The 22,192-nt window shown below is 34.3% G+C and carries 25 protein-coding genes; 16 read left to right on the top strand and 9 right to left on the bottom strand.

What is annotated here, in order from left to right:
- Positions 1 to 7 precede the first annotated feature (7 nt).
- Positions 8 to 1,927, top strand: coding sequence for a tetracycline resistance ribosomal protection protein Tet(M) (tet(M), locus tag ACPFYS_RS05770; RefSeq protein ID WP_000691736.1), 1,920 nt, complete (start codon positions 8 to 10; stop codon positions 1,925 to 1,927).
- 118 nt (positions 1,928 to 2,045) lie between these two features.
- A complete protein-coding gene (locus ACPFYS_RS05775; RefSeq protein ID WP_000336323.1) occupies positions 2,046 to 2,213 on the top strand; it encodes a cysteine-rich KTR domain-containing protein in 168 nt (55 codons plus the stop codon).
- 59 nt (positions 2,214 to 2,272) lie between these two features.
- Here the strand turns inward: ACPFYS_RS05775 and ACPFYS_RS05780 are convergent, their stop codons facing one another.
- Positions 2,273 to 2,356, bottom strand: a complete 84-nt coding sequence (locus ACPFYS_RS05780; protein ID WP_000376920.1) for a hypothetical protein — start codon at positions 2,354 to 2,356, stop codon at positions 2,273 to 2,275.
- A gap of 151 nt (positions 2,357 to 2,507) precedes the next feature.
- Positions 2,508 to 3,689, bottom strand: coding sequence for an IS256 family transposase (locus tag ACPFYS_RS05785; RefSeq protein ID WP_004126753.1), 1,182 nt, complete (start codon positions 3,687 to 3,689; stop codon positions 2,508 to 2,510).
- Positions 3,690 to 3,724: 35 nt separating this feature from the next.
- On the opposite strand from ACPFYS_RS05785, the gene ACPFYS_RS05790 reads away from it, so the two are divergent.
- Complete coding sequence (locus tag ACPFYS_RS05790) at positions 3,725 to 5,329, top strand: recombinase family protein (protein ID WP_427877680.1); 1,605 nt, start codon at positions 3,725 to 3,727, stop codon at positions 5,327 to 5,329.
- 284 nt (positions 5,330 to 5,613) lie between these two features.
- Here the strand turns inward: ACPFYS_RS05790 and ACPFYS_RS05795 are convergent, their stop codons facing one another.
- Both ACPFYS_RS05795 and ACPFYS_RS05800 read right to left on the bottom strand, forming a co-directional pair.
- On the bottom strand, positions 5,614 to 6,063 hold the full coding sequence (locus ACPFYS_RS05795) for a hypothetical protein (RefSeq protein WP_174191324.1): 450 nt from the start codon (positions 6,061 to 6,063) through the stop codon (positions 5,614 to 5,616).
- A 1-nt stretch (position 6,064) separates the two neighbouring features.
- Positions 6,065 to 6,265, bottom strand: coding sequence for a helix-turn-helix transcriptional regulator (locus tag ACPFYS_RS05800; RefSeq protein ID WP_101889313.1), 201 nt, complete (start codon positions 6,263 to 6,265; stop codon positions 6,065 to 6,067).
- Positions 6,266 to 6,505: 240 nt separating this feature from the next.
- Here ACPFYS_RS05800 and ACPFYS_RS05805 point away from each other — a divergent pair, with 240 nt between their 5' ends.
- The 4 genes from ACPFYS_RS05805 (at position 6,506) to ACPFYS_RS05820 (ending at position 11,102) form a co-directional block, all read left to right on the top strand.
- Positions 6,506 to 7,153 (top strand): zinc ribbon domain-containing protein, encoded by a 648-nt coding sequence (locus tag ACPFYS_RS05805; protein ID WP_080968727.1) that lies wholly within the window; start codon positions 6,506 to 6,508, stop codon positions 7,151 to 7,153.
- Positions 7,154 to 7,650: 497 nt separating this feature from the next.
- Positions 7,651 to 8,727, top strand: a complete 1,077-nt coding sequence (locus tag ACPFYS_RS05810) for a YaaC family protein (RefSeq protein WP_427876570.1) — start codon at positions 7,651 to 7,653, stop codon at positions 8,725 to 8,727.
- Positions 8,728 to 9,095: 368 nt separating this feature from the next.
- Positions 9,096 to 9,269 (top strand): hypothetical protein, encoded by a 174-nt coding sequence (locus tag ACPFYS_RS05815; RefSeq protein WP_427876572.1) that lies wholly within the window; start codon positions 9,096 to 9,098, stop codon positions 9,267 to 9,269.
- Positions 9,270 to 9,623: 354 nt separating this feature from the next.
- Positions 9,624 to 11,102 (top strand): Lsa family ABC-F type ribosomal protection protein, encoded by a 1,479-nt coding sequence (locus ACPFYS_RS05820; RefSeq protein WP_427876573.1) that lies wholly within the window; start codon positions 9,624 to 9,626, stop codon positions 11,100 to 11,102.
- Positions 11,103 to 11,488: 386 nt separating this feature from the next.
- On the opposite strand, the gene ACPFYS_RS05825 is transcribed toward ACPFYS_RS05820, so the two are convergent.
- Together ACPFYS_RS05825 and ACPFYS_RS05830 are read right to left on the bottom strand one after the other, a co-directional pair.
- The gene (locus tag ACPFYS_RS05825) at positions 11,489 to 11,806 is read right to left on the bottom strand and encodes a type II toxin-antitoxin system RelE/ParE family toxin (protein ID WP_427876574.1); all 318 of its coding nucleotides are present in this window, start codon (positions 11,804 to 11,806) and stop codon (positions 11,489 to 11,491) included.
- Complete coding sequence (locus ACPFYS_RS05830) at positions 11,787 to 12,059, bottom strand: type II toxin-antitoxin system Phd/YefM family antitoxin (protein WP_016637256.1); 273 nt, start codon at positions 12,057 to 12,059, stop codon at positions 11,787 to 11,789. Before ACPFYS_RS05830 ends, ACPFYS_RS05825 begins: the two co-directional genes overlap by 20 nt.
- A 248-nt stretch (positions 12,060 to 12,307) precedes the next feature.
- Here ACPFYS_RS05830 and ACPFYS_RS05835 point away from each other — a divergent pair, with 248 nt between their 5' ends.
- The 5 genes from ACPFYS_RS05835 to ACPFYS_RS05855 all read left to right on the top strand — a co-directional run bounded on the left by ACPFYS_RS05835 (position 12,308) and on the right by ACPFYS_RS05855 (position 16,515).
- Positions 12,308 to 13,216, top strand: coding sequence for a restriction endonuclease (locus tag ACPFYS_RS05835; protein WP_427876577.1), 909 nt, complete (start codon positions 12,308 to 12,310; stop codon positions 13,214 to 13,216).
- 193 nt (positions 13,217 to 13,409) lie between these two features.
- On the top strand, positions 13,410 to 13,715 hold the full coding sequence (locus ACPFYS_RS05840; protein WP_427876579.1) for a type II toxin-antitoxin system RelB/DinJ family antitoxin: 306 nt from the start codon (positions 13,410 to 13,412) through the stop codon (positions 13,713 to 13,715).
- Positions 13,712 to 14,032: a type II toxin-antitoxin system RelE/ParE family toxin gene (locus tag ACPFYS_RS05845; protein ID WP_427876581.1), complete on the top strand. Its 321-nt coding sequence runs from the start codon at positions 13,712 to 13,714 to the stop codon at positions 14,030 to 14,032. Before ACPFYS_RS05840 ends, ACPFYS_RS05845 begins: the two co-directional genes overlap by 4 nt.
- 268 nt (positions 14,033 to 14,300) lie before the next feature.
- Positions 14,301 to 14,849, top strand: a complete 549-nt coding sequence (locus tag ACPFYS_RS05850) for a DUF6609 family protein (protein ID WP_427876583.1) — start codon at positions 14,301 to 14,303, stop codon at positions 14,847 to 14,849.
- Between the two features lie 394 nt (positions 14,850 to 15,243).
- The gene (locus tag ACPFYS_RS05855) at positions 15,244 to 16,515 is read left to right on the top strand and encodes an ATP-binding protein (protein WP_415696780.1); all 1,272 of its coding nucleotides are present in this window, start codon (positions 15,244 to 15,246) and stop codon (positions 16,513 to 16,515) included.
- 1,017 nt (positions 16,516 to 17,532) lie between these two features.
- Here the strand turns inward: ACPFYS_RS05855 and ACPFYS_RS05860 are convergent.
- Complete coding sequence (locus ACPFYS_RS05860) at positions 17,533 to 17,850, bottom strand: type II toxin-antitoxin system RelE/ParE family toxin (protein WP_427876574.1); 318 nt, start codon at positions 17,848 to 17,850, stop codon at positions 17,533 to 17,535.
- Positions 17,831 to 18,103, bottom strand: a complete 273-nt coding sequence (locus ACPFYS_RS05865) for a type II toxin-antitoxin system Phd/YefM family antitoxin (RefSeq protein ID WP_016637256.1) — start codon at positions 18,101 to 18,103, stop codon at positions 17,831 to 17,833. Before ACPFYS_RS05865 ends, ACPFYS_RS05860 begins: the two co-directional genes overlap by 20 nt.
- Before the next feature lie 248 nt (positions 18,104 to 18,351).
- On the opposite strand from ACPFYS_RS05865, the gene ACPFYS_RS05870 reads away from it, so the two are divergent.
- The 4 genes from ACPFYS_RS05870 (at position 18,352) to ACPFYS_RS05885 (ending at position 21,108) form a co-directional block, all read left to right on the top strand.
- Positions 18,352 to 19,260 (top strand): restriction endonuclease, encoded by a 909-nt coding sequence (locus ACPFYS_RS05870; RefSeq protein ID WP_427876585.1) that lies wholly within the window; start codon positions 18,352 to 18,354, stop codon positions 19,258 to 19,260.
- A 193-nt stretch (positions 19,261 to 19,453) separates the two neighbouring features.
- Positions 19,454 to 19,759 carry a type II toxin-antitoxin system RelB/DinJ family antitoxin gene (locus ACPFYS_RS05875; protein WP_427876587.1) on the top strand — a complete coding sequence of 102 codons (306 nt, stop codon included), beginning with the start codon at positions 19,454 to 19,456 and terminating at the stop codon, positions 19,757 to 19,759.
- A complete protein-coding gene (locus tag ACPFYS_RS05880; protein WP_427876581.1) occupies positions 19,756 to 20,076 on the top strand; it encodes a type II toxin-antitoxin system RelE/ParE family toxin in 321 nt (106 codons plus the stop codon). Before ACPFYS_RS05875 ends, ACPFYS_RS05880 begins: the two co-directional genes overlap by 4 nt.
- Before the next feature lie 420 nt (positions 20,077 to 20,496).
- A complete protein-coding gene (locus tag ACPFYS_RS05885) occupies positions 20,497 to 21,108 on the top strand; it encodes a CadD family cadmium resistance transporter (protein ID WP_427876589.1) in 612 nt (203 codons plus the stop codon).
- Between the two features lie 247 nt (positions 21,109 to 21,355).
- Here ACPFYS_RS05885 and ACPFYS_RS05890 read toward each other — a convergent pair whose 3' ends face one another.
- Positions 21,356 to 22,159: a sulfite exporter TauE/SafE family protein gene (locus ACPFYS_RS05890; protein ID WP_427877681.1), complete on the bottom strand. Its 804-nt coding sequence runs from the start codon at positions 22,157 to 22,159 to the stop codon at positions 21,356 to 21,358.
- Positions 22,160 to 22,192 lie beyond the last annotated feature (33 nt).

A 22,192-nucleotide genomic window follows, 5' to 3' on the forward strand; every position in this document is an offset into this window, starting at 1 on the left:
AAATCACATGAAAATTATTAATATTGGAGTTTTAGCTCATGTTGATGCAGGAAAAACTACCTTAACAGAAAGCTTATTATATAACAGTGGAGCGATTACAGAATTAGGAAGCGTGGACAAAGGTACAACGAGGACGGATAATACGCTTTTAGAACGTCAGAGAGGAATTACAATTCAGACAGGAATAACCTCTTTTCAGTGGGAAAATACGAAGGTGAACATCATAGACACGCCAGGACATATGGATTTCTTAGCAGAAGTATATCGTTCATTATCAGTTTTAGATGGGGCAATTCTACTGATTTCTGCAAAAGATGGCGTACAAGCACAAACTCGTATATTATTTCATGCACTTAGGAAAATGGGGATTCCCACAATCTTTTTTATCAATAAGATTGACCAAAATGGAATTGATTTATCAACGGTTTATCAGGATATTAAAGAGAAACTTTCTGCCGAAATTGTAATCAAACAGAAGGTAGAACTGTATCCTAATATGTGTGTGACGAACTTTACCGAATCTGAACAATGGGATACGGTAATAGAGGGAAACGATGACCTTTTAGAGAAATATATGTCCGGTAAATCATTAGAAGCATTGGAACTCGAACAAGAGGAAAGCATAAGATTTCAGAATTGTTCTCTGTTCCCTCTTTATCATGGAAGTGCAAAAAGTAATATAGGGATTGATAACCTTATAGAAGTGATTACGAATAAATTTTATTCATCAACACATCGAGGTCCGTCTGAACTTTGCGGAAATGTTTTCAAAATTGAATATACAAAAAAAAGACAACGTCTTGCATATATACGCCTTTATAGTGGAGTACTACATTTACGAGATTCGGTTAGAGTATCAGAAAAAGAAAAAATAAAAGTTACAGAAATGTATACTTCAATAAATGGTGAATTATGTAAGATTGATAGAGCTTATTCTGGAGAAATTGTTATTTTGCAAAATGAGTTTTTGAAGTTAAATAGTGTTCTTGGAGATACAAAACTATTGCCACAGAGAAAAAAGATTGAAAATCCGCACCCTCTACTACAAACAACTGTTGAACCGAGTAAACCTGAACAGAGAGAAATGTTGCTTGATGCCCTTTTGGAAATCTCAGATAGTGATCCGCTTCTACGATATTACGTGGATTCTACGACACATGAAATTATACTTTCTTTCTTAGGGAAAGTACAAATGGAAGTGATTAGTGCACTGTTGCAAGAAAAGTATCATGTGGAGATAGAACTAAAAGAGCCTACAGTCATTTATATGGAGAGACCGTTAAAAAATGCAGAATATACCATTCACATCGAAGTGCCGCCAAATCCTTTCTGGGCTTCCATTGGTTTATCTGTATCACCGCTTCCGTTGGGAAGTGGAATGCAGTATGAGAGCTCGGTTTCTCTTGGATACTTAAATCAATCATTTCAAAATGCAGTTATGGAAGGGATACGCTATGGTTGCGAACAAGGATTATATGGTTGGAATGTGACGGACTGTAAAATCTGTTTTAAGTATGGCTTATACTATAGCCCTGTTAGTACCCCAGCAGATTTTCGGATGCTTGCTCCTATTGTATTGGAACAAGTCTTAAAAAAAGCTGGAACAGAATTGTTAGAGCCATATCTTAGTTTTAAAATTTATGCGCCACAGGAATATCTTTCACGAGCATACAACGATGCTCCTAAATATTGTGCGAACATCGTAGACACTCAATTGAAAAATAATGAGGTCATTCTTAGTGGAGAAATCCCTGCTCGGTGTATTCAAGAATATCGTAGTGATTTAACTTTCTTTACAAATGGACGTAGTGTTTGTTTAACAGAGTTAAAAGGGTACCATGTTACTACCGGTGAACCTGTTTGCCAGCCCCGTCGTCCAAATAGTCGGATAGATAAAGTACGATATATGTTCAATAAAATAACTTAGTGTATTTTATGTTGTTATATAAATATGGTTTCTTGTTAAATAAGATGAAATATTTTTTAATAAAGATTTGAATTAAAGTGTAAAGGAGGAGATAGTTATTATAAACTACAAGTGGATATTGTGTCCTGTATGTGGAAATAAAACACGATTAAAGATAAGGGAAGATACTGAATTAAAAAAATTCCCCCTCTATTGTCCGAAATGCAGACAAGAAAATTTAATTGAAATAAAGCAGTTCAAAGTAACTGTGATTACAGAGCCAGACGCAAAGACGCAGAGCCGATAAAATGAGATTAATACAATCTCATTTTATCGGCTCTTTCCGTTATGTATGGATTCTTTTAATTAGTCTTCGATGTTTCTTGCTTCGTTGATACCGCTGGCTAAAGATTCCATTAAGGATAGTTCTTTGTCTGTAAAGCTATCCATGTATTTCTCTATCTGTAATCGTCGGGTGCTTTTTACCAAGTTATTAGCAGGTAAGAAAAATTCGGCAGTGTCAAGAATTTTGTGTAAACTCCACTAGTTGTCAATCAAGCTATCAATCCAATAATATTTGCTTTTCTACGAAAAGCAAATATTATTGGATTTCGAATTTTTCGTGCAGGTCATAAGACGCTAATCCAAATCCTCTATGAATTCTTTCTTTAGATAATTCATTTTGTTCAATACAAAATACTCCTAGATAACGATTTAAACTATCCTCTGCTGGAAACTGTTCCTTTGCTTTTAATCGTTTTTTTAGTTGCTTATTGAGACTTTCAATTAAATTAGTCGTATAAATACTTTGACGAATTTGTTTAGGGAAGTCAAAAAAGACTAATAAATCGTCATAAACTGAATCAATACTTGCACAGACTTTAGGATAACGTTTGTGTATGTTTTCTAGAAATTCGTTTAATTTTTTCTCTGCATCTTCTTTATTGTTTGATTGATAAACTTTCTTAAGTGAATCTACTAATTCTCTTTTATCTTCAACTCTTACCTTCTTTTGTAATTGTCGGATTAAATGAACCCAACAAGTTTGATATTTTGCGTTAGGAAACACGCTTAAAAGAGCAGTCTTAACCCCACTAAGTCCATCTGTAATAAATAGTAAAACTTCTTGTAATCCTCTTTGTTTCAATGATTCCAACATTTCTTTATAGTGTTCAGCAGATTCAGTAGGATAGATTGCATAATCAAGAATTTCTTTACTGCCTTCTGGAGTAATTCCTACTAAAAAGTGAACAGCTTCCTTTTGAACAGTAGCTCTTCTTAAATGAACATACGTTGCATCAGCATAAATCACTGCATAACGAGATTGAACTTTTCTTTGATGAAATTCTTTAACAGAGTCTTCAACTTGTTTTGTAATATTTGTTACGGTAGTAGGGCTATAGTGATGACCGTAAATATCTTCGATACACTCTGCAATTTCACGGTTAGTAAAGCCTTTAGAATAAAGTTTAATAATAACCTCTTCTAATTTTTCGGAATTTCTTTTATAAGCTTTAATAATTTTTTGCTCGAATTCTCCGTTACGATCTCGTGGAATATGGATATTTAAAATACCATATTCTGAATAAATTTTACGATTATAGCCACCATTTCTTGAATTTCCGGTGTTATATCCCTCTACAGAATGTTTAGGGTAGTTTAAATGCTCTGTTAATTCAACTTGAAGTAATTGATTAATCCCATTTTCAATCGCTTCTTTTAATAAGTGATTAATATTGTCACCTTGTAATAGTCTTTTTGTCAATTCTGTGTTAAAATCCATTTAGAAGTCACTCCTTTGTTAATTTGTTTTGGTAGATTAATTATACAACTAGTGGCTTCTTTTTTTATACTCTTTTTTGTGTTTACACAAAATATTGTACACTCTCGAATACGGTAGATAAGCATGAAGATAAGCCGAGGTTAAGAGTAGTAGCGTATTGTCGTGTTAGTACTGACAGTGAAGAACAGGCAACAAGTTATGACACGCAAGTTCAGCATTATACGGATTATATTTCAAGAAATCCTCTCTGGGAGTTTGCTGGCATTTACGCTGATGACGGTATTTCAGGAACTAGCACGAAAAAACGTGTCGGTTTCAACGACATGATCCACGATTGCATGAGTGGCAAAGTAGACATGGTTATCACTAAGTCGATTAGCCGTTTTGCGAGAAACACTATCGACTGTTTAAAATTTGTTAGGCAGTTGAAAGACAAAAACATCCCGATCATTTTTGAAAAAGAAAACATCAACACCATGGAAGCAAGCGGAGAACTATTGCTTACTATCATGGCTTCTTTAGCTCAACAGGAATCCGCGTCGCTTTCTCAGAATGTGAAGCTTGGACTTAAGTTTCGCTACCAGGAAGGCAAAGTGCAAATCAACCATAACTGGTTTTTAGGATACACAAAAGACGATGAGGGGAATCTTGTAATTCTTGAACAGGAAGCAAAAGTCGTAAGAAGGATTTATAGAGAATATTTAGAAGGAGCAAGCCTTAGAGATATAGCGGAGGGTCTTGAAAAAGACGGTGTTAAAAACGGTGCCGGGCATTTAAAATGGCACTTGTCTAATATTAAAACCATCTTGCAAAACGAAAAATATATTGGTGATGCTCTTTTACAAAAAACCATCACGACAGATTTTATTAACCATGTTCGTATAAAAAATGATGGAACAGAACCACAGTATTATGTAAAAGATAGCCACACGCCTATTATTCCAAGAGATATTTTCTTTAAAGTTCAAGAAGAAATGTTAAGACGAGCCAACATGTTTAGCGGTGAGGAGAACAAAAAAAGGAGAGTTTATTCCAGTAAGTACGCTCTATCCAGCCTATGTGTTTGTGCTAAATGCGGGGATGTTTACAGAAGAATTGCTTGGAACAACCGAGGAGTGCATTCTGTTGTCTGGCGTTGTTGTACCAGAGTGGAAAACGGTCCTAGTGCTTGCGATGCTCCGACAGTACAAGAGAACGAACTGCAATCTGCCACAGTGAAAGCCATAAACAAGGTGTTTAGTATATTGGATGAAGTATTGGATACGTTGAAGAATAATATTAGAGAAATTATCGCGGGCAATAACTTAAACGAGATTGAAACGGTTGATAAAAGAATTGCAGACAAACAAGCGACACTACTAACCTTGCTTAAAGCTAAAAAAGACTACACGAAAATAGCTGATGATATTGATGAGCTTAAAGGTAAGAAACAGCAGCTTCTTATAGAAAAAGCAGGTCAAGAAGATGCTAAAAGACGAATCAGAGAAATGGAAGATTTTCTGAAAAGTGAGCGTCACGAGCTTACTGAGTATGATGAGAAGCTGGTAAGAAAGTACATCAAGAAAATAAAAGTTTACGAGGATAAGTTCAGCGTAACTTTTAAATCAGAGATTAGTGTGGATATTGAAAGGGCATCGTAAAAGCCAAAAAGAATGTGAGCGTTTGAAATGTTACAAAAGTCAGCCTAGGGGAATCATCTCTAGGCTGTTTTTATGCTAAACTCAAGCTATTAAGCAAACGTAAACCTTTTAACGATAGCCTTTTCCTATCGTTAAAAAGTGCACCCACTATCAATAGTGTGCACTCAAAAAAGTGTAGCTATACTTGGAGTTCTCTCAATCCATTTTTACCTCCTAATTTTGAGTATAAAAAAAGACGATAGAGTTTTAACTGTCTATCGTCTAATACCTTTACTATGATATTTTCAAATCTTTTTTGACCAATATACTTTTAATAATTTAGAAAATATTATTTGTACAAATGCAACTATTATTAACGCTAAAAAGGCTTCATAACTTACATATGCTACAATTAAAGAAACTGTTACAATAACCATTGAAAATATAGGTATTATATTTGATCCTGACTTCATCCTTATTAATATCATTCTTTCATCTGTTTCTTTAGTATGCATCTTCTCCAATATATCTCTATTTCTATATGCTCTACCAAGCATTGACATGTAGAATACAGATACAAGTTCAAGTCCAATAAAAAATACTGCTACATAATATGTCACATCTTCTTTTAATGGAAATTTATATTTTAAGTAAAAATTTCCAATAATAACTGCGAGTAAGGCAACCATACATAATAAGACTAAAATACTAATTCTAAATCCTATTTCTTTTTTATATTTTTCTAATTTGTTCATATTAATCATCCTCTTCTATACTAAATATTTCTTCAATACTCATATCAAAAAACTTAGCAATTTTAAAAGCCAACGGCAGTGACGCTATATACTTCCCAGTTTCAATGGAAGTTATGGTCTGTCTTGTTACTCCAACTTCATTTGCCAATTCTTCTTGAGTTATTTTATGCTGTTTTCTTAATTGAGAAATTGCATTTTTCATTTTCCTCCTCCAACAGCAAGCTAACTTTACATATAATGTATAGCTCGCTTTGCTTTTTTTGTCAAGCGTACTTTGCTTTTTATAATTTCTTAAACTAAAAAGACGATAGATTTTATTAACCATGTTCGTATAAAAAATGATGAAACAGAACCACAGTATTATGTAAAAGATAGCCACGCGTCTATTATTCCAAGAGATATTTTCTTTAAAGTTCAAGAAGAAATGGTAAGACGAGCCAACATGTTTAGTGGTGAGGAGAACAAAAAAAGGAGAGTTTATTCCAGTAAGTACGCTTTATCCAGCTTATGTGTTTGTTCTAAATGTGGTGATGTTTACAGAAGAATTGCTTGGAACAACCGAGGAGTGCATTCTGTTGTTTGGCGTTGTTGTACCAGATGGGAAAATGGTCCTAGTGCTTGTGATGCTCCGACAGTAAAAGAGGAAGATCTGCAGTCTGCCATAGTGAAAGCCATAAACAAGGTGTTTAGTATATCGGATGAAGTGTTGTATACGTTGAAGAATAATATTAGAGAAATTATCGCGGGCAATAACTTAAACGAGATTGAAACGGTTGATAAAAGAATTGCAGATAAACAAGCGATACTATTAACCTTGCTTAAAGCTAAAAAAGACTACACGAAAACTGCCAACGAGATTGATGAGCTTAAAGTTAAGAAACAGCAGCTTCTTATAGAAAAAGCAGGTCAAGAAGATGCTAAAAGACGAATCAGAGAAATGGAAGATTTTCTGAAAAGTGAGTGTCATGATATTAGTGAGTATGACGAGAAGCTGGTAAGAAAGTACATCAAGAAAATAAAAGTTTACGAGGACAGGTTCAGTATAACTTTTAAATCAGAGATTAGTGTGGATATTGAAAGGGCATCGTAAAAGCCAAAAGACTGTGAGCGTTTGAAATGTTACAAAACTCAGCCTAGGGGGAATCATCTCTAGGCTGTTTTTTGTTTTTTATGCTCAAAAATCAAGCTATTAAGCCAATCTTAAACCTTTTAACGATAGCTTTTCCTATCGTTAAAAAGTGCACCCAATATCCATAGTGTGCACTCAAAAAAGTGTAGCTATACTTGGAGTTCTCTCAATCCACGTGGAGAGCGTTGTGTTGATGTCTAAGAAAGATAAATAAGTACCCCAAAGTGGCGTATTTCCGTGCTTTTTGCGAGATTAGCACCGTCACGGGAGCCTTGCGAGAAGTCCGGTTTTCTTGTATGAAAACTTATCTACTAGACAGCCTGCCAAACTGGAATTGAGATGGTGAAAAATGCGGTAGGGTTTAGTCTGTGGATTAGATGTCGGAGGTTGAGGCACTAGGATTGTTGTCAGAGCCGACCGCAGTTCAGCCCACTCGATACTCGAAGGGGTAGTAGGCAGTGGATTGGATAATAGAAAGTGAGGGTAAAATGTTCAAAGATATCTGTATTAATAGTAAATCTTGCGAACTGATGAAATCTGTAAATAAGCCAAAGTATGGTAGTAGAACTATATTGACGGATTCGTGTTGGGAATATGTGGCGTTGTTTTTAAAGCGTCAATCGATAGCTGGGGCGAGTGATGCCCTGTTTTATTGGGAACAAGCACATAGTTTTTACTTAGCTTCGAAAAAACTTCCAGATAATGCACGACCGTTGACTTCGTATTATTGCATTCTGAATGCGGCAAAAGCTCTTTTACGCTATAAAGGTGTTGACGATAGTAAATTAAAAAGCCATGGAATATCTTCAGTTCGAGACGATTCAAATAAGACAAACATAAAAGATGCATGTACTGCAATAAAGGGCGCTGGTGTTTTGCCGGAACTTTCTAAATACTATGGCCATAATATTGTCACAAGGAATTATACGATGGCAGAATTGCTGTACAATATACCTTGTGTGCATAGAGCGTATTGTATTACATTTTCTAAGCCAGAAATATTTGTTCCTATCGGTAAGCCAGTGTTCGTGAAAAAAGACAATTCAAAAGAGGCGTGGATTAAATTTGAAGTATCTGGAAGATATGCTAATGCCAAAGCACTAAAAAATCTTCCTACAAAATTTGAAAGAGATATTGGAGTGCTGGATAGATACGTCATAAGGATGAAAAAGAGATTTAATTGGGATATACATAAACCGATAAAAGAGCGTAAGAAAGCATTGATTAGGTATCATGAAAAAATTAGGGGATATCTATTTTATATATTCGGAGAGTCAAAATTATGGTATATAAAAAAAGATGTTATGGGAAATGAAAACTTGGTAAATATGCCATCGACAGTTTTGATTTTTGGAGTATTTCACTGGTTAAGTGAGTTGGTGCGATATAACCCTAAGTTGTTTAGTAAATATATGAAATCAAAACAGAACTGGTTGCTACATGAATTCATTAATAATGCTCTAGACCAATTCGTTGATGAAGTAGGCTGTGAAATAACAGGTGAAGATATAATGTGTACTGGTTATAGAAAATAATAGGAGGTGGCGATGTGGTAAACAATAATCTTGGAAGAAATATTAAAAGCCTCCGCACTGCATATGGAGAAACTCAATTATAGTTGGCATTAGCATTAGGCTTAGATTCTCCAAATGCAATCGCAAACTATGAAAAGGAGAACGAAACACAAAATCAGAAATAAGAAGTAAGATTGCTGCACATTTTCGGCTTACGGAAGAAGAATTAATAAATAGTGACTTTTCACAAATACAAGTACTTTCTGCGCCTTTGATGGATAAAGAATATATGGCGGAGATAACACTTTGCATTTTTCCAATTATATATACAGAAAAGTCTATTAAAAAGCGAAAATTTTAGAAAAGACTACAATGCTCATAAAAGAGCTGTGGAAACAATGAAATTAGGCAAACCATTCGATGATGCTGATTATGACATGTGTTTCGAATCATATTCAGTTGCATGTGAAAAAGAGGATTTAGGGGAAGAAAAGCATGAGGTTATGGTTTCTCGTGTGCTTTATGGAAAAAGAGATATTGAGAAAGTTATAAATGGCAATTAAACCTTTTGCGATATTTTCCTATCGTTAAAAAGTGCACCCAATATCCATAGTGTGCACTCAAAAAAGTGTAGACATGCTACCCGTTCTCTCAATCCACGTCGAGACTGTCGTATTGATGTCAAAGGCTGATTAGGTGGGTGCATTTTTGCCCTTGTGTAGCAGGGGTTAGCGAGGGCTATCGTTAAAAGGTTTAATGCGTGCCTGTTCTAATCTGGGTTCTTGCGGTTTTTGAGCGCAGTTTGGCTGTTTGAGGGAACATGTCTACGCTCTGGGGTCGAGTGCACAGGATGTTAACATTAAAAAGTGCACACACTTTGCACCCAGCTGGTAAATGATAATTTAGGGAGGCGTTTTATGTCAGTAATTAAAATTGAAAACCTCACTTTCTCATATTATGGATATGTAAAACCCATATTTAAAAATGTATCGTTTTCCTTTGATACAAACTGGAAAACGGGTTTGATAGGAAGAAATGGAATTGGTAAATCAACTCTATTTAAGTTACTTTTAAATCAAGAAACTTATCAAGGTAAAATAAGCAAGGATGTTGAATTTATTAAATTTCCACCAAATATAAGCGATACTTCAAAGTTAGGAATTGAGTTATATAAAGAACTAATATCAGATGATGAAGAATGGAAGTTGTTTAGAGAACTTAATTTGCTAAATGTAGATGAGAACCTTGTTTACAGAGAGTTTGAAACACTTTCTAAAGGAGAACAAACAAAACTCCTTTTAGCTATTTTGTTTACAAGAGAAGATGGCTTTTTACTTATTGATGAACCAACAAACCATTTAGATATGGACGGAAGAAAAATTGTAAGTGAATATCTGAAAAGTAAAAAAGGATTTTTGCTTATATCTCATGATAGAGATTTTTTAGATGGTTGTATCAATCATGTTATTTCTATTAACAGGAATTCTATTGATGTACAATCGGGAAATTTTACATCATGGTATGAAAACAAAGTGATGAAAGACCAATTTGAAATTAGTCAAAATGAGAGATTAAGAAAAGATATTAAACGATTAAAAGAGGCTGCAAGACAAAGTCAAATTTGGTCTGATAAAATTGAAAATACTAAAAATGGTGTGAAAGTATCAGGTGTAAAACCAGACAAAGGACATATAGGTCATCAATCAGCCAAGATGATGAAAAAATCTAAGAATTTGGAGAATAGACAAAACAAGGCAATAGAAGAAAAACAAAGTTTACTAAAAGATATTGAAACAAAGGAAAGCCTATTACTGCATCCGCTACATCATCATAAAAATCCTCTAATATCGGTTAGCAATTTATCAGCATACTATGGAGAGAGACAGATATTAAGCAATGTAAGTTTCGAGATAAAACAAGGCGATATAGTGGCTATATATGGGGGTAATGGTAGCGGAAAATCAACCTTGATTAAAATTTTATTAGGTATAAATCACGAGTATACAGGTGAGATAAAATTAGCAGGTAATTTAAAAATCTCGTATATTCCTCAAGACACATCTAATTTAACAGGTAGCCTAAATGAATATATTCACAAGCAAGATGTTGATGAAACATTGTGTAAAACAATTCTAAGAAAATTAGATTTTTCAAGAGAATTATTTGAAATGGATATGAAGAATTATAGTGATGGACAAAAAAAGAAAGTTTTAATTGCTGTAAGTTTCTCAAAGCCAGCTCATTTATTTGTTTGGGACGAGCCACTGAATTATATAGATGTAATATCAAGAATACAGATTGAGGAAATTATAAAAGAAGCAAAGCCTACACTCATATTTGTGGAACACGATAAGCGATTTGTAGAAGATATCGCTAATAAAATAATACAATTTTAAGTAAAATCCAAATCCCAGTTTGTAGAGCTTAGCAAGGATTAAGTTTCTATGAAATAGAAATCTAAATCTAAAAGCGTTATGTGTAAATGATTAAGGCGGTAGTAATACCGTCTTTTTTGATGCCCAAAAAGGTTTCAGAATTCAAGGTTAAATTTTCAGAGTTCAAAGAAATAGCTTCATAGTTTAAGGGTAAGTTTTCGTTGTATCCAACACGTGATGAAACTAGACCACTCAATTTCATGTGGGGATGTTATAAAATCCAGACTATTGAATTTTCTTTAGTCTATTCTTATGTTCAAAAATCAAGCTATTAAGCCAATCTTAAACCTTTTAACTATAGCTTTTTTAATAATCGTTAGCATAATAATGATAGTTATTAGGAATAGTTATTCCAGTAGTGCGTCAATATTTCGTTTTGAATATAGAAGTCTGCGCACTTCCATAGTGTCGCCTACGACAACGTAAAAAACAGAAAAGTTGCGTACGCTAATCCTGTAGTAGGGGTGTTCTCGTGTTGTTGATGATTGGTAAGGAGCAAATAAGAGGGGTGATTCAAGTCGTTTATCGATTGCTGATTCTATATCGTCAACAAGTCTGTGAGCAGCTTTTGTATTTTGCAGTGTATTGGTTATATAGTCAACTGTTTTTAATAAATCTTCTTTGAATAGTGGTAGAAAGGTTAATTTATACGTGTTCTTGCTCATTAATCCTTCTCCTTGCGCTATCAAAGACGTCGTCTTTAGAAAGACGTGTAGAAGTGTTTGCGGCAAAAGTATCTGCTTCGTCGAGTTTTCTTTCAATGTCGTCAGTGAGGGCAGAGTATTGTTTGATGCTCATGAGAACCATAGTCCCATAACCATTTTTTGTAAGGAATACTGGTGTATTTGAATTTATAACTGTTTCTTCTACTTCTGGGAATTTATTTCTTAAATCGGAAACTGGACGAATATTAATCATAGTATCAACCTCCTTTTATCAAAAAAGTATCATAATATTATCAAGATTACAATTATATTAGTGGCTTGGCACTCAAAAAAGTGTAGCTATACTACCCATTCTCTCAATCCACGTGGAGAGTGTTGTTTTACTGCACTTTGATTGAGCTTGAAATTGCATAGCTCAGTTTATAATGAGAATTGAGTTTAGGTTTAGTTTAGATTGAGTTTGTATTCGCGTTTGAAAGTGACTTAAAGGGGAGATTAACAATGGTGTTACCGAAATACAATGAACTAATGAAGCCTTTGTTGTTTGTAATAAATGATGGTGAAGTTCATGCATTCAAAGAAGTTATTGCAACTTTAGCTCATAAGTTGAATCTTTCAGAGGAAGACTTAAAAGAAAAACTTCCAAGTGGTAATCAAAGTGTTTTTAAAAATAGGGTTGGTTGGGCAAAAACTTATCTTAAGAAAGCTGGACTCGTTGACAGCCCAGCACGTGCGAGTATTGTTATTACAGATGCTGGAAAGAAAGTTGTTGAAGAAAATCCAGAAGTTATTGATTCAAAATATTTAGAGCAATTTTCTTCATTTGTAGAGTTTTATCATTCTGAAAATACTGATAGCTCTTTGTCTGTTAATTTGAATAAGGATGATTTAACTCCAGATGATCAACTTGAATCAGCATATAAGCAGATTAACGCGACTCTTGCTTCTGATTTGTTGAATGAAGTATTGAAGATTTCTCCGTATACTTTTGAAAAACTTGTTGTTGATCTTCTTTCCAGTATGGGTTATGGGGCTATTGCTTATGGTAGCCATGCTACTGTTGCTTCTGGTGATGATGGAATTGATGGTGTAATAATGGAGGATCAGCTTGGGTTCTCGCTGATTTATATACAGGCTAAGAAATGGGCTTTAGATAAAGTTGTTGGTCAGCCTGATATTCAGAGTTTTGTTGGTGCAATTGCTGGTAAGCAAGGGCATGGTCTTTTTGTTACAACGTCTAGGTTTTCGCCGAAAGCTAAGGATTATGCTGACAATCATCATATTATTTTGGTTGATGGTGTGAAGCTTGCAAATCTTATGATTAAGCATAATTTTTGTGTTTCAACAAGAAAAACGTTTGAGATTAAAACGATTGATACTGATGCTTTGCTTGAATATCAAGATGAATAGTTTTTGCATGTAAGTTTTGTGCTTTGATTTTGTTGGTTTTTAGTTTGTTGTTGATTTTTTGAGATTTTAGATGCAATTTTTGCGTTTTTAATATTACGTATAAGTGTAATTTTCTAATGCTAATGTTAATGCAGTGCCATTGCAATGCCAATGCAATGTTGTATAATCATTGTAAGAAATAAGGGGTGATTGTATGTCGAAAACAGCTAACTTGTATACTCGTATTGATCCGGAGTTAAAAGAGCAGGCAGAGTATATATTGAATTCTTTGGGTCTTCCTCCTTCGAGTGCTATTACTATGTTTTATAAGCAGGTTGTTTTACAGCAGGGGCTTCCTTTTGATGTGAAATTGGGTTATAGAGAGCCGCGTGATGTGAGTTCTATGACTCAAGGTGAGTTGAATGATGAGTTGGAGAAGGGTTATAAGTCGGTTTTATCTGGTGATGTGAAGTCTGCGGATAAGGTTTTTGAGTCCTTGCATAAGGAATTTAACTTATGATTTACTCGGTTCACATTTCGCGTGAGGCTGAAGAAGACTTGCGCGGTATTTATGCTTATATTGCGTTTAATTTACTGTCTTTAAAAAACGCGCAGGGACAGGTAAATAGGTTGGAGAAAGCAATATTGAGTCTTGATGAGTTTCCTCTTGCGCATCGTTTGGTTAGTTTTGAGCCATGGAGAAGTAAAAGTTTAAGGTTCATGGCGTGTGATAATTTTCTTATTTTTTATTTTGTTTTTGAAGAAAAGCATGAGGTTATGGTTTCTCGTGTGCTTTATGGGAAAAGAGATATTGAGAAAGTTATAAATGGCAATTAAACCTTTTTGCGATAGCTTTTTCTATCGTTAAAAAGTGCACCCACTATCCATAATGTGCACTCAAAAAAGTGTAGTTATACTACCTGTTCTCTCAATCCATAATGTGGTTTTTGATGTAATTCAAGGTGAAGAGATTCAGGAAAAATGTAGAAACCTTAGAAACTGCACTTGATCATGAACTTGTCGCAAAGTTTGTCAAAGAGTTATGGAATTATATACCGGGGTTAATTTTTAAACAAAGAGAAATTAGAAATCTTAGGGGGTATTTATGTTTTTTTTAAATTATAATAAAGATGAAAAGTTGGAATTTAATTATAAGAGAGCCTGTGGTTTATGGTTAATTGTAGTAGCGGTGATTATTTCATTGGCAACTTTAATAGGAGGAAAACAAATCATCAATATGCAAGTATTTTGCATTGGATATGTTATCAGTTTTTTCTCAATAAATATGAATAAAAAAGTGTTGAATAAACTGTCCAACGGTTCGTCGAGTAAATTTCAAGATAAAGTTTCTCTGTATGCGATTATTTTATTATTCGTGTTAATGGTTTTCTTAGGGGGACCTTTTTTTGCAACTGAGAATTGGCGATTAATTTGGCTAGGTGCATTAATCGCGACAGCTTTGCATTTTTTTCCATATTATTTTGTGCATGGAAAATCAATGATATATTTGGGGATTATTTGTACTATAAATATTGCTGTAGCTTATATTTTTACTGATATTTCATTGGTGTTAGTTGCATATATTGATGCAGCAATCAAGTTTGTATTTGGAGTATATTTACTATTTTTTTCAAAACCATCAAAAAATAGATGACTCACAGCTTGTCGAGGTAATACTTTTTAACGATAACATTATGCTATCGTTAAAAAGTATGTGGATATGTTCCTACATACGAACGTAACTATGTGATATACTTAGTGTCCACTCATTTCATACAGAATCAGTGGCGCTCCTTTGCAAATCGTGACTGAATCAAGATATCGTTTTGATGACATCTACTATGCGTTCAGTTTAGTTCCTGCGTTTAAGAAGTTGTTTGTTGGGAATTATACCGAATATGCAAACTATAGAATAGTTATTGTCCAAATGCATGAATGAAAACTGGACAAATGCTTGAATAAAAGTCCGCCAAATACTTGAATGAAAACTGGACAAATACTTGAATAGCTGATAAAGTTTACCTAACTAATAAGCATCGGAGGAGATTATGAAGGAGTATTTACCCAGAATTGCAGATAAATTGTTAGAAGAACGATTAGACGCAAAGGGAGCAATTTTAATTGAAGGGCCTAAATGGTGCGGAAAGACTACAACGGCAAAACAAAAGGCTAAAAGTTTTATATCTATGGATCTTCCTGATATGACGAAACAATATCAACAAATGGCAGAACTTTCTCCTAGTACACTACTTGAAGGAGAAACTCCAAGGCTGATAGATGAATGGCAAATAGCACCTAATATATGGAATGCAGTGCGATATGAGGTTGACAACAGAGATGAGTTTGGCCAATTTATATTAACGGGTTCGGCGGTGCCTAATGAATTTGATGACTCTATGCATACAGGCATAGGCAGAATCTCCAGGCTTTTGATGCGACCTATGAGTTTGTATGAATCAAAAGACTCAAGCGGTGAAGTTTCTCTTAGAGATTTATTTGAAGATAAAAATATTTCGGCTATTAATGAAACTAGTCTTGAAAAAATAGCCTTTTTAATATGTAGAGGTGGATGGCCGAAAGCAATTGGTTTAGACGAAAAACCGTCTTTATTTCAAGCGATAGATTATTACAAATCCGTTGTTTCTACAGATATTAGTAGGGTGGATTCTGTAAAAAGAGATAAAGAAAAAGCAAAAAGACTACTTAAATCTTACGCAAGGCATGTTGGCTCGCAAAGCTCACTAGAAACGATAAGGCAAGATATGTTGGTCAATCAAGAGGATACATTTGATCAAGTGACTCTTTATTCTTATCTTGATGCCCTAAGAAAAATGTTCGTGATAGAAGACTCGCCTGCATGGAATCCAAATTTAAGATCTAAAGCGTCCATACGTACAACGGATACTAGATATTTTTCAGACCCGTCTATTGCAACTGCTGCTTTAGGAATTGGACCTAAAGATTTGTTATGTGATTTAAAAACTATGGGATTTTTATTTGAAAATTTATGTGTTCGTGACTTAAAGATTTATACGGACTATTTAGATGGAACAGTTTATCACTATAGAGATAAGAATGGTTTAGAATGTGATGCGGTAATTCATTTAAGAAATGGGTCTTATGGTCTAGTTGAAATTAAGCTCGGTGGAGATAAGTTAATAGAAGAAGGTGTTAAAACTTTAAAAGATTTAGCATCTAAGATAGATACTGAAAACATGTCTAAACCTTCATTTATGGCAGTTTTATGTGCCAAAGCTCCTTTTGCTTATAAAAGAAATGATGGTGTTTGCGTAATACCTATTACTGCTCTAAGACCTTAATGTTTTTTATGTTCACACATATGAGACTACTGGTCTTACAAGAATCCAACGTATGAAGTGGATTTTCTTATTTCAAGCGCAGTCAACAGAGGCTCCATACCATTTCTTTTCCTCGCCATATTTTCTATACTTTTTTTTGGGGGGGGGTCATGTGATTACCGATATTATTTTCGTTATCAAGCAGCATTCCAAAGGTGAATTTTAATTTTTACGTTTACATTCCTATAGAGGATATTTTTGATGATTTTGAAAAGGGTATTTAGTGGACAGCTGCAAGCCCAAATGCTTGCGGTTATTTACATGGGAAGAGACCAGACTAAACAACTGGAAGAATTGTAATGTAAACGTGTTATCAAGCCAATCTTAAACCTTTTAACGATAGCTTTTTCTATCGTTAAAAAGTGCACCCACTATCCATAGTGTGCACTCAAAAAGTGTAAATATACTACCCGTTCTCTCAATCCACGTCGAGACTGTCGTGTTGATGTCAAGGGCTGATTAGGTGGGTGCATTTTTGCCCTTATGTAGCAGGGTTTAGCGAGGGTTATCGTTAAAAGGTTTAATTTGAAAGCGTAAGTGCGATGTTTAATAGTTTTCCTTGCGAATTGGCTGGGTATTAGTACGATGATTGGCGGAATTTAATTCCGACGATTAACGAGTTTTTGTTCCGATGTTTGGCGGCGTTAGTGAGGATGATTGGAAAGCGCGGTGTGTAAAATACATGTCATCAAATCATAAAGGGCAAAATATTTAGTGTACGGAGCAATTCTTTTTCTGTGTGTCTTTTACGTGTAAAAAGCAAGTTGACCATTTTGGGCGTAATTTTAAAGTTGAACTTGAAATTTACGCCCATTATTAGAACACCACGGCTTCCAGCCAACAATCTAATATTGCATGGACATGGTGTGAGGAGAATGGATATCTTGCCTAAAATCAAGCTATTAAGCCAATCTTAAACCTTTTAACGATAGCTTTTTTAATAATCGTTAGCATAATAATGATAGTTATTAGGAATAGTTATTCCAGTAGTGCGTCAATATTTCGTTTTGAATATAGAAGTCTGCGCACTTCCATAGTGTCGCCTACGACAACGTAAAAAACAGAAAAGTTGCGTACGCTAATCCTGTAGTAGGGGTGTTCTCGTGTTGTTGATGATTGGTAAGGAGCAAATAAGAGGGGTGATTCAAGTCGTTTATCGATTGCTGATTCTATATCGTCAACAAGTCTGTGAGCAGCTTTTGTATTTTGCAGTGTATTGGTTATATAGTCAACTGTTTTTAATAAATCTTCTTTGAATAGTGGTAGAAAGGTTAATTTATACGTGTTCTTGCTCATTAATCCTTCTCCTTGCGCTATCAAAGACGTCGTCTTTAGAAAGACGTGTAGAAGTGTTTGCGGCAAAAGTATCTGCTTCGTCGAGTTTTCTTTCAATGTCGTCAGTGAGGGCAGAGTATTGTTTGATGCTCATGAGAACCATAGTCCCATAACCATTTTTTGTAAGGAATACTGGTGTATTTGAATTTATAACTGTTTCTTCTACTTCTGGGAATTTATTTCTTAAATCGGAAACTGGACGAATATTAATCATAGTATCAACCTCCTTTTATCAAAAAAGTATCATAATATTATCAAGATTACAATTATATTAGTGGCTTGGCACTCAAAAAAGTGTAGCTATACTACCCATTCTCTCAATCCACGTGGAGAGTGTTGTTTTACTGCACTTTGATTGAGCTTGAAATTGCATAGCTCAGTTTATAATGAGAATTGAGTTTAGGTTTAGTTTAGATTGAGTTTGTATTCGCGTTTGAAAGTGACTTAAAGGGGAGATTAACAATGGTGTTACCGAAATACAATGAACTAATGAAGCCTTTGTTGTTTGTAATAAATGATGGTGAAGTTCATGCATTCAAAGAAGTTATTGCAACTTTAGCTCATAAGTTGAATCTTTCAGAGGAAGACTTAAAAGAAAAACTTCCAAGTGGTAATCAAAGTGTTTTTAAAAATAGGGTTGGTTGGGCAAAAACTTATCTTAAGAAAGCTGGACTCGTTGACAGCCCAGCACGTGCGAGTATTGTTATTACAGATGCTGGAAAGAAAGTTGTTGAAGAAAATCCAGAAGTTATTGATTCAAAATATTTAGAGCAATTTTCTTCATTTGTAGAGTTTTATCATTCTGAAAATACTGATAGCTCTTTGTCTGTTAATTTGAATAAGGATGATTTAACTCCAGATGATCAACTTGAATCAGCATATAAGCAGATTAACGCGACTCTTGCTTCTGATTTGTTGAATGAAGTATTGAAGATTTCTCCGTATACTTTTGAAAAACTTGTTGTTGATCTTCTTTCCAGTATGGGTTATGGGGCTATTGCTTATGGTAGCCATGCTACTGTTGCTTCTGGTGATGATGGAATTGATGGTGTAATAATGGAGGATCAGCTTGGGTTCTCGCTGATTTATATACAGGCTAAGAAATGGGCTTTAGATAAAGTTGTTGGTCAGCCTGATATTCAGAGTTTTGTTGGTGCAATTGCTGGTAAGCAAGGGCATGGTCTTTTTGTTACAACATCTAGGTTTTCGCAGAAAGCTAAGGATTATGCTGACAATCATCATATTATTTTGGTTGATGGTGTGAAGCTTGCAAATCTTATGATTAAGCATAATTTTTGTGTTTCAACAAGAAAAACGTTTGAAATTAAAACGATTGATACTGATGCTTTGCTTGAATATCAAGATGAATAGTTTTTGCATGTAAGTTTTGTGCTTTGATTTTGTTGGTTTTTAGTTTGTTGTTGATTTTTTGAGATTTTAGATGCAATTTTTGCGTTTTTAATATTACGTATAAGTGTAATTTTCTAATGCTAATGTTAATGCAGTGACATTGCAATGCCAATGCAATGTTGTATAATCATTGTAAGAAATAAGGGGTTATTATATGGCGAAAACAGCTAACTTGTATACTCGTATTGATCCGGAGTTAAAAGAGCAGGCAGAGTATATATTGAATTCTTTGGGTCTTCCTCCTTCGAGTGCTATTACTATGTTTTATAAGCAGGTTGTTTTACAGCAGGGGCTTCCTTTTGATGTGAAATTGGGTTATAGAGAGCCGCGTGATGTGAGTTCTATGACTCAAGGTGAGTTGAATGATGAGTTGGAAAAGGGTTATAAGTCGGTTTTATCTGGTGATGTGAAGCCTGCGGATAAGGTTTTTGAGTCCTTGCATAAGGAATTTAACTTATGATTTACTCGGTTCACATTTCGCGTGAGGCTGAAGAAGACTTGCGCGGTATTTATGCTTATATTGCGTTTAATTTACTGTCTTTAAAAAACGCGCAGGGACAGGTAAATAGGTTGGAGAAAGCAATATTGAGTCTTGATGAGTTTCCTCTTGCGCATCGTTTGGTTAGTTTTGAGCCATGGAGAAGTAAAAGTTTAAGGTTCATGGCGTGTGATAATTTTCTTATTTTTTATTTTGTTTTTGAAGAAAAGCATGAGGTTATGGTTTCTCGTGTGCTTTATGGGAAAAGAGATATTGAGAAAGTTATAAATGGCAATTAAACCTTTTTGCGATAGCTTTTTCTATCGTTAAAAAGTGCACCCACTATCCATAGTGTGCACTCAAAAAAGTGTAGCTATACTAGGAGTTCTCTCAATCCATTTAGAATCAATTTGTTTGTTGTCAAGAAAATAAAATAATAGACTATAAGATTTTTGAAAACAATGGCTTTATTTAGATGAATAATGTTTGGTCTATCTAATTTTATATATTTTCAATCTTCACAGTTTGCGTGGATATCTATCAGCATATTTGACAAAATCATATAGTTTAAGTAAATTTCACAAGTAATATTTCAAGGAAAGGTGGGAAAATTGTGAAGTTATTTCTTAAAATGTCTCCATTGGCAACTGCCGAGGAACAATGTGTGTGCAGTCAATTTTGATTGGCTGTAAACATTAAACATTTTGAAAGGAGGAATAATGGAAACAATAGTATCCGCTTTATTAGTTTTTGTTTCTACATCCATTGACTACTTAGTTGTTTTGACTATTTTATTCGCTAGTCAAGGAAAGAAAGGTTTGAAATCAATTTATGTAGGGCAGTATTTAGGTACAGGACTGCTTGTACTGGCTAGTCTTATTGCCGCTTACTTTTTAAATTTTATTCCACAAGATTGGATTATCGGACTCCTTGGTCTAATTCCGCTAGGTCTTGGTATAAGAGCAATTTTTGTGGATGAAGATATTGATGAAGAAGATATCGAGGGGAAAATTACCGGAAATGGATCAAAAATCTTAGCATTTACAAGTTTAACAGTGGCAATGGGTGGAGATAATTTAGGAATTTATATCCCCTATTTTACAGGAAAGAGTTTGATTGAGATTGGTATAAGTTTAGTAATATTTGCCTTAGGGATTTTGATTCTATGCAAATTATCTCAAAATCTCGCCTCAATTTCTGCTATCGGAGAGACTGTGGAAAAGTACGAAAAAGTAATTGTACCTGTCGTGTTTATTGGACTCGGTCTTTATATATTGATTGAAAATGGAACTATTAATTATTTAATAGGTCAAGTCCTAAAAGTGGTGTAAATTCATTTCTTTCCCTTTTGCACCCACCTTGTGAAGTGAGGATATACAGTATAGTTTGCGTAATTATTTATCATGCAAAAAACATGATAATAAATTTATACAAGCAAAAAGAGATGTTACTCAAATGGCATAATTGTAAAAAGTTACTTTATAACATTCTCCTATATCGTGGGGTTTAAATCTAAGCCCCACTTTTTATATTCAAAACTATTTTTTCAAATAAATAAAAGTCAAAGACTTTACATATTTAACGCTTATTCTTAGCTAAAATACCTGTTTTTAATATCATTTGTAAGCATACGCTGAACAAAAAAATACAAAACAATATATTGCATATAAAAGGTGAAATACTGCGCGCAATTATTGCGCCTAAGTTTACAGTAAATGTCGCAAAAATACCGATAATAATTCCTTCAGTAAAATGAGTACAATGGTAACGAGCATTAGCAATACTACCACTTATAACTGTAGGAAGCGTGACAAGCAAAGCAGTTCCTCTTGCCATAAGGTCTCCCATGCCGAGCAAAAGTTGCACGCATGGCACTATAATTCCTCCGCCACCAACGCCTAAAATACCTGAAAAAATACCAGAAACAACGCCTATAAATATAAGACATATAGCTTTTAAAAAACTAACATTAAAATCTACATTTCTTAACGGAATCCAAACTTGACTAGAACATATAACTAGTAATACAAAAAGTATAAAACACCAAGGAAATATTTTTTTAGGCAAAATATGTAAAAAATATACCCCAATTTGTGATCCGAAAACTGAACCTATTATTAGAAAAAATGCTGATAAAAATGACACTTTGCCGTTTAAACCGTAAACAATGCTTCCACAAAGCGACGTTATAATTATGGCAACAAGAGAAGTAGCAACAGCATGACGCTGATCAAATTTCATAAAAACAGTTAATGCAGGAACTATCACCATTCCTCCACCTACACCGAACAATCCTGATAAAAAACCTGCTAATAGTCCAATGAAAACGATTAAAACAATATTATGGAAATTATATTTGATTTTAAAAATATTTCTCAACATATATCTTTTCTTCACAAATTACCTCCTCGTAAT

It is taken from the genome of Gardnerella sp. 2492 (assembly GCF_050320365.1).
Lineage (GTDB): Bacteria > Actinomycetota > Actinomycetes > Actinomycetales > Bifidobacteriaceae > Bifidobacterium.

Excerpts from the sequence above, each read along its gene's own strand:
- ACPFYS_RS05780 (WP_000376920.1), bottom strand. The coding sequence starts at position 2,356 with ATGGATAGCTTTACAGACAAAGAACTATCCTTAATGGAATCTTTAGCC.
- ACPFYS_RS05785 (WP_004126753.1), bottom strand. The coding sequence starts at position 3,689 with ATGGATTTTAACACAGAATTGACAAAAAGACTATTACAAGGTGACAAT.
- ACPFYS_RS05795 (WP_174191324.1), bottom strand. The coding sequence starts at position 6,063 with ATGAACAAATTAGAAAAATATAAAAAAGAAATAGGATTTAGAATTAGT.
- ACPFYS_RS05800 (WP_101889313.1), bottom strand. The coding sequence starts at position 6,265 with ATGAAAAATGCAATTTCTCAATTAAGAAAACAGCATAAAATAACTCAA.
- ACPFYS_RS05805 (WP_080968727.1), top strand. The coding sequence starts at position 6,506 with ATGTTTAGTGGTGAGGAGAACAAAAAAAGGAGAGTTTATTCCAGTAAG.
- ACPFYS_RS05820 (WP_427876573.1), top strand. The coding sequence starts at position 9,624 with ATGTCAGTAATTAAAATTGAAAACCTCACTTTCTCATATTATGGATAT.
- ACPFYS_RS05825 (WP_427876574.1), bottom strand. The coding sequence starts at position 11,806 with ATGAGCAAGAACACGTATAAATTAACCTTTCTACCACTATTCAAAGAA.
- ACPFYS_RS05830 (WP_016637256.1), bottom strand. The coding sequence starts at position 12,059 with ATGATTAATATTCGTCCAGTTTCCGATTTAAGAAATAAATTCCCAGAA.
- ACPFYS_RS05835 (WP_427876577.1), top strand. The coding sequence starts at position 12,308 with ATGGTGTTACCGAAATACAATGAACTAATGAAGCCTTTGTTGTTTGTA.
- ACPFYS_RS05840 (WP_427876579.1), top strand. The coding sequence starts at position 13,410 with ATGTCGAAAACAGCTAACTTGTATACTCGTATTGATCCGGAGTTAAAA.
- ACPFYS_RS05845 (WP_427876581.1), top strand. The coding sequence starts at position 13,712 with ATGATTTACTCGGTTCACATTTCGCGTGAGGCTGAAGAAGACTTGCGC.
- ACPFYS_RS05850 (WP_427876583.1), top strand. The coding sequence starts at position 14,301 with ATGTTTTTTTTAAATTATAATAAAGATGAAAAGTTGGAATTTAATTAT.
- ACPFYS_RS05855 (WP_415696780.1), top strand. The coding sequence starts at position 15,244 with ATGAAGGAGTATTTACCCAGAATTGCAGATAAATTGTTAGAAGAACGA.
- ACPFYS_RS05860 (WP_427876574.1), bottom strand. The coding sequence starts at position 17,850 with ATGAGCAAGAACACGTATAAATTAACCTTTCTACCACTATTCAAAGAA.
- ACPFYS_RS05865 (WP_016637256.1), bottom strand. The coding sequence starts at position 18,103 with ATGATTAATATTCGTCCAGTTTCCGATTTAAGAAATAAATTCCCAGAA.
- ACPFYS_RS05870 (WP_427876585.1), top strand. The coding sequence starts at position 18,352 with ATGGTGTTACCGAAATACAATGAACTAATGAAGCCTTTGTTGTTTGTA.
- ACPFYS_RS05875 (WP_427876587.1), top strand. The coding sequence starts at position 19,454 with ATGGCGAAAACAGCTAACTTGTATACTCGTATTGATCCGGAGTTAAAA.
- ACPFYS_RS05880 (WP_427876581.1), top strand. The coding sequence starts at position 19,756 with ATGATTTACTCGGTTCACATTTCGCGTGAGGCTGAAGAAGACTTGCGC.
- ACPFYS_RS05885 (WP_427876589.1), top strand. The coding sequence starts at position 20,497 with ATGGAAACAATAGTATCCGCTTTATTAGTTTTTGTTTCTACATCCATT.
- ACPFYS_RS05890 (WP_427877681.1), bottom strand. The coding sequence starts at position 22,159 with ATGTTGAGAAATATTTTTAAAATCAAATATAATTTCCATAATATTGTT.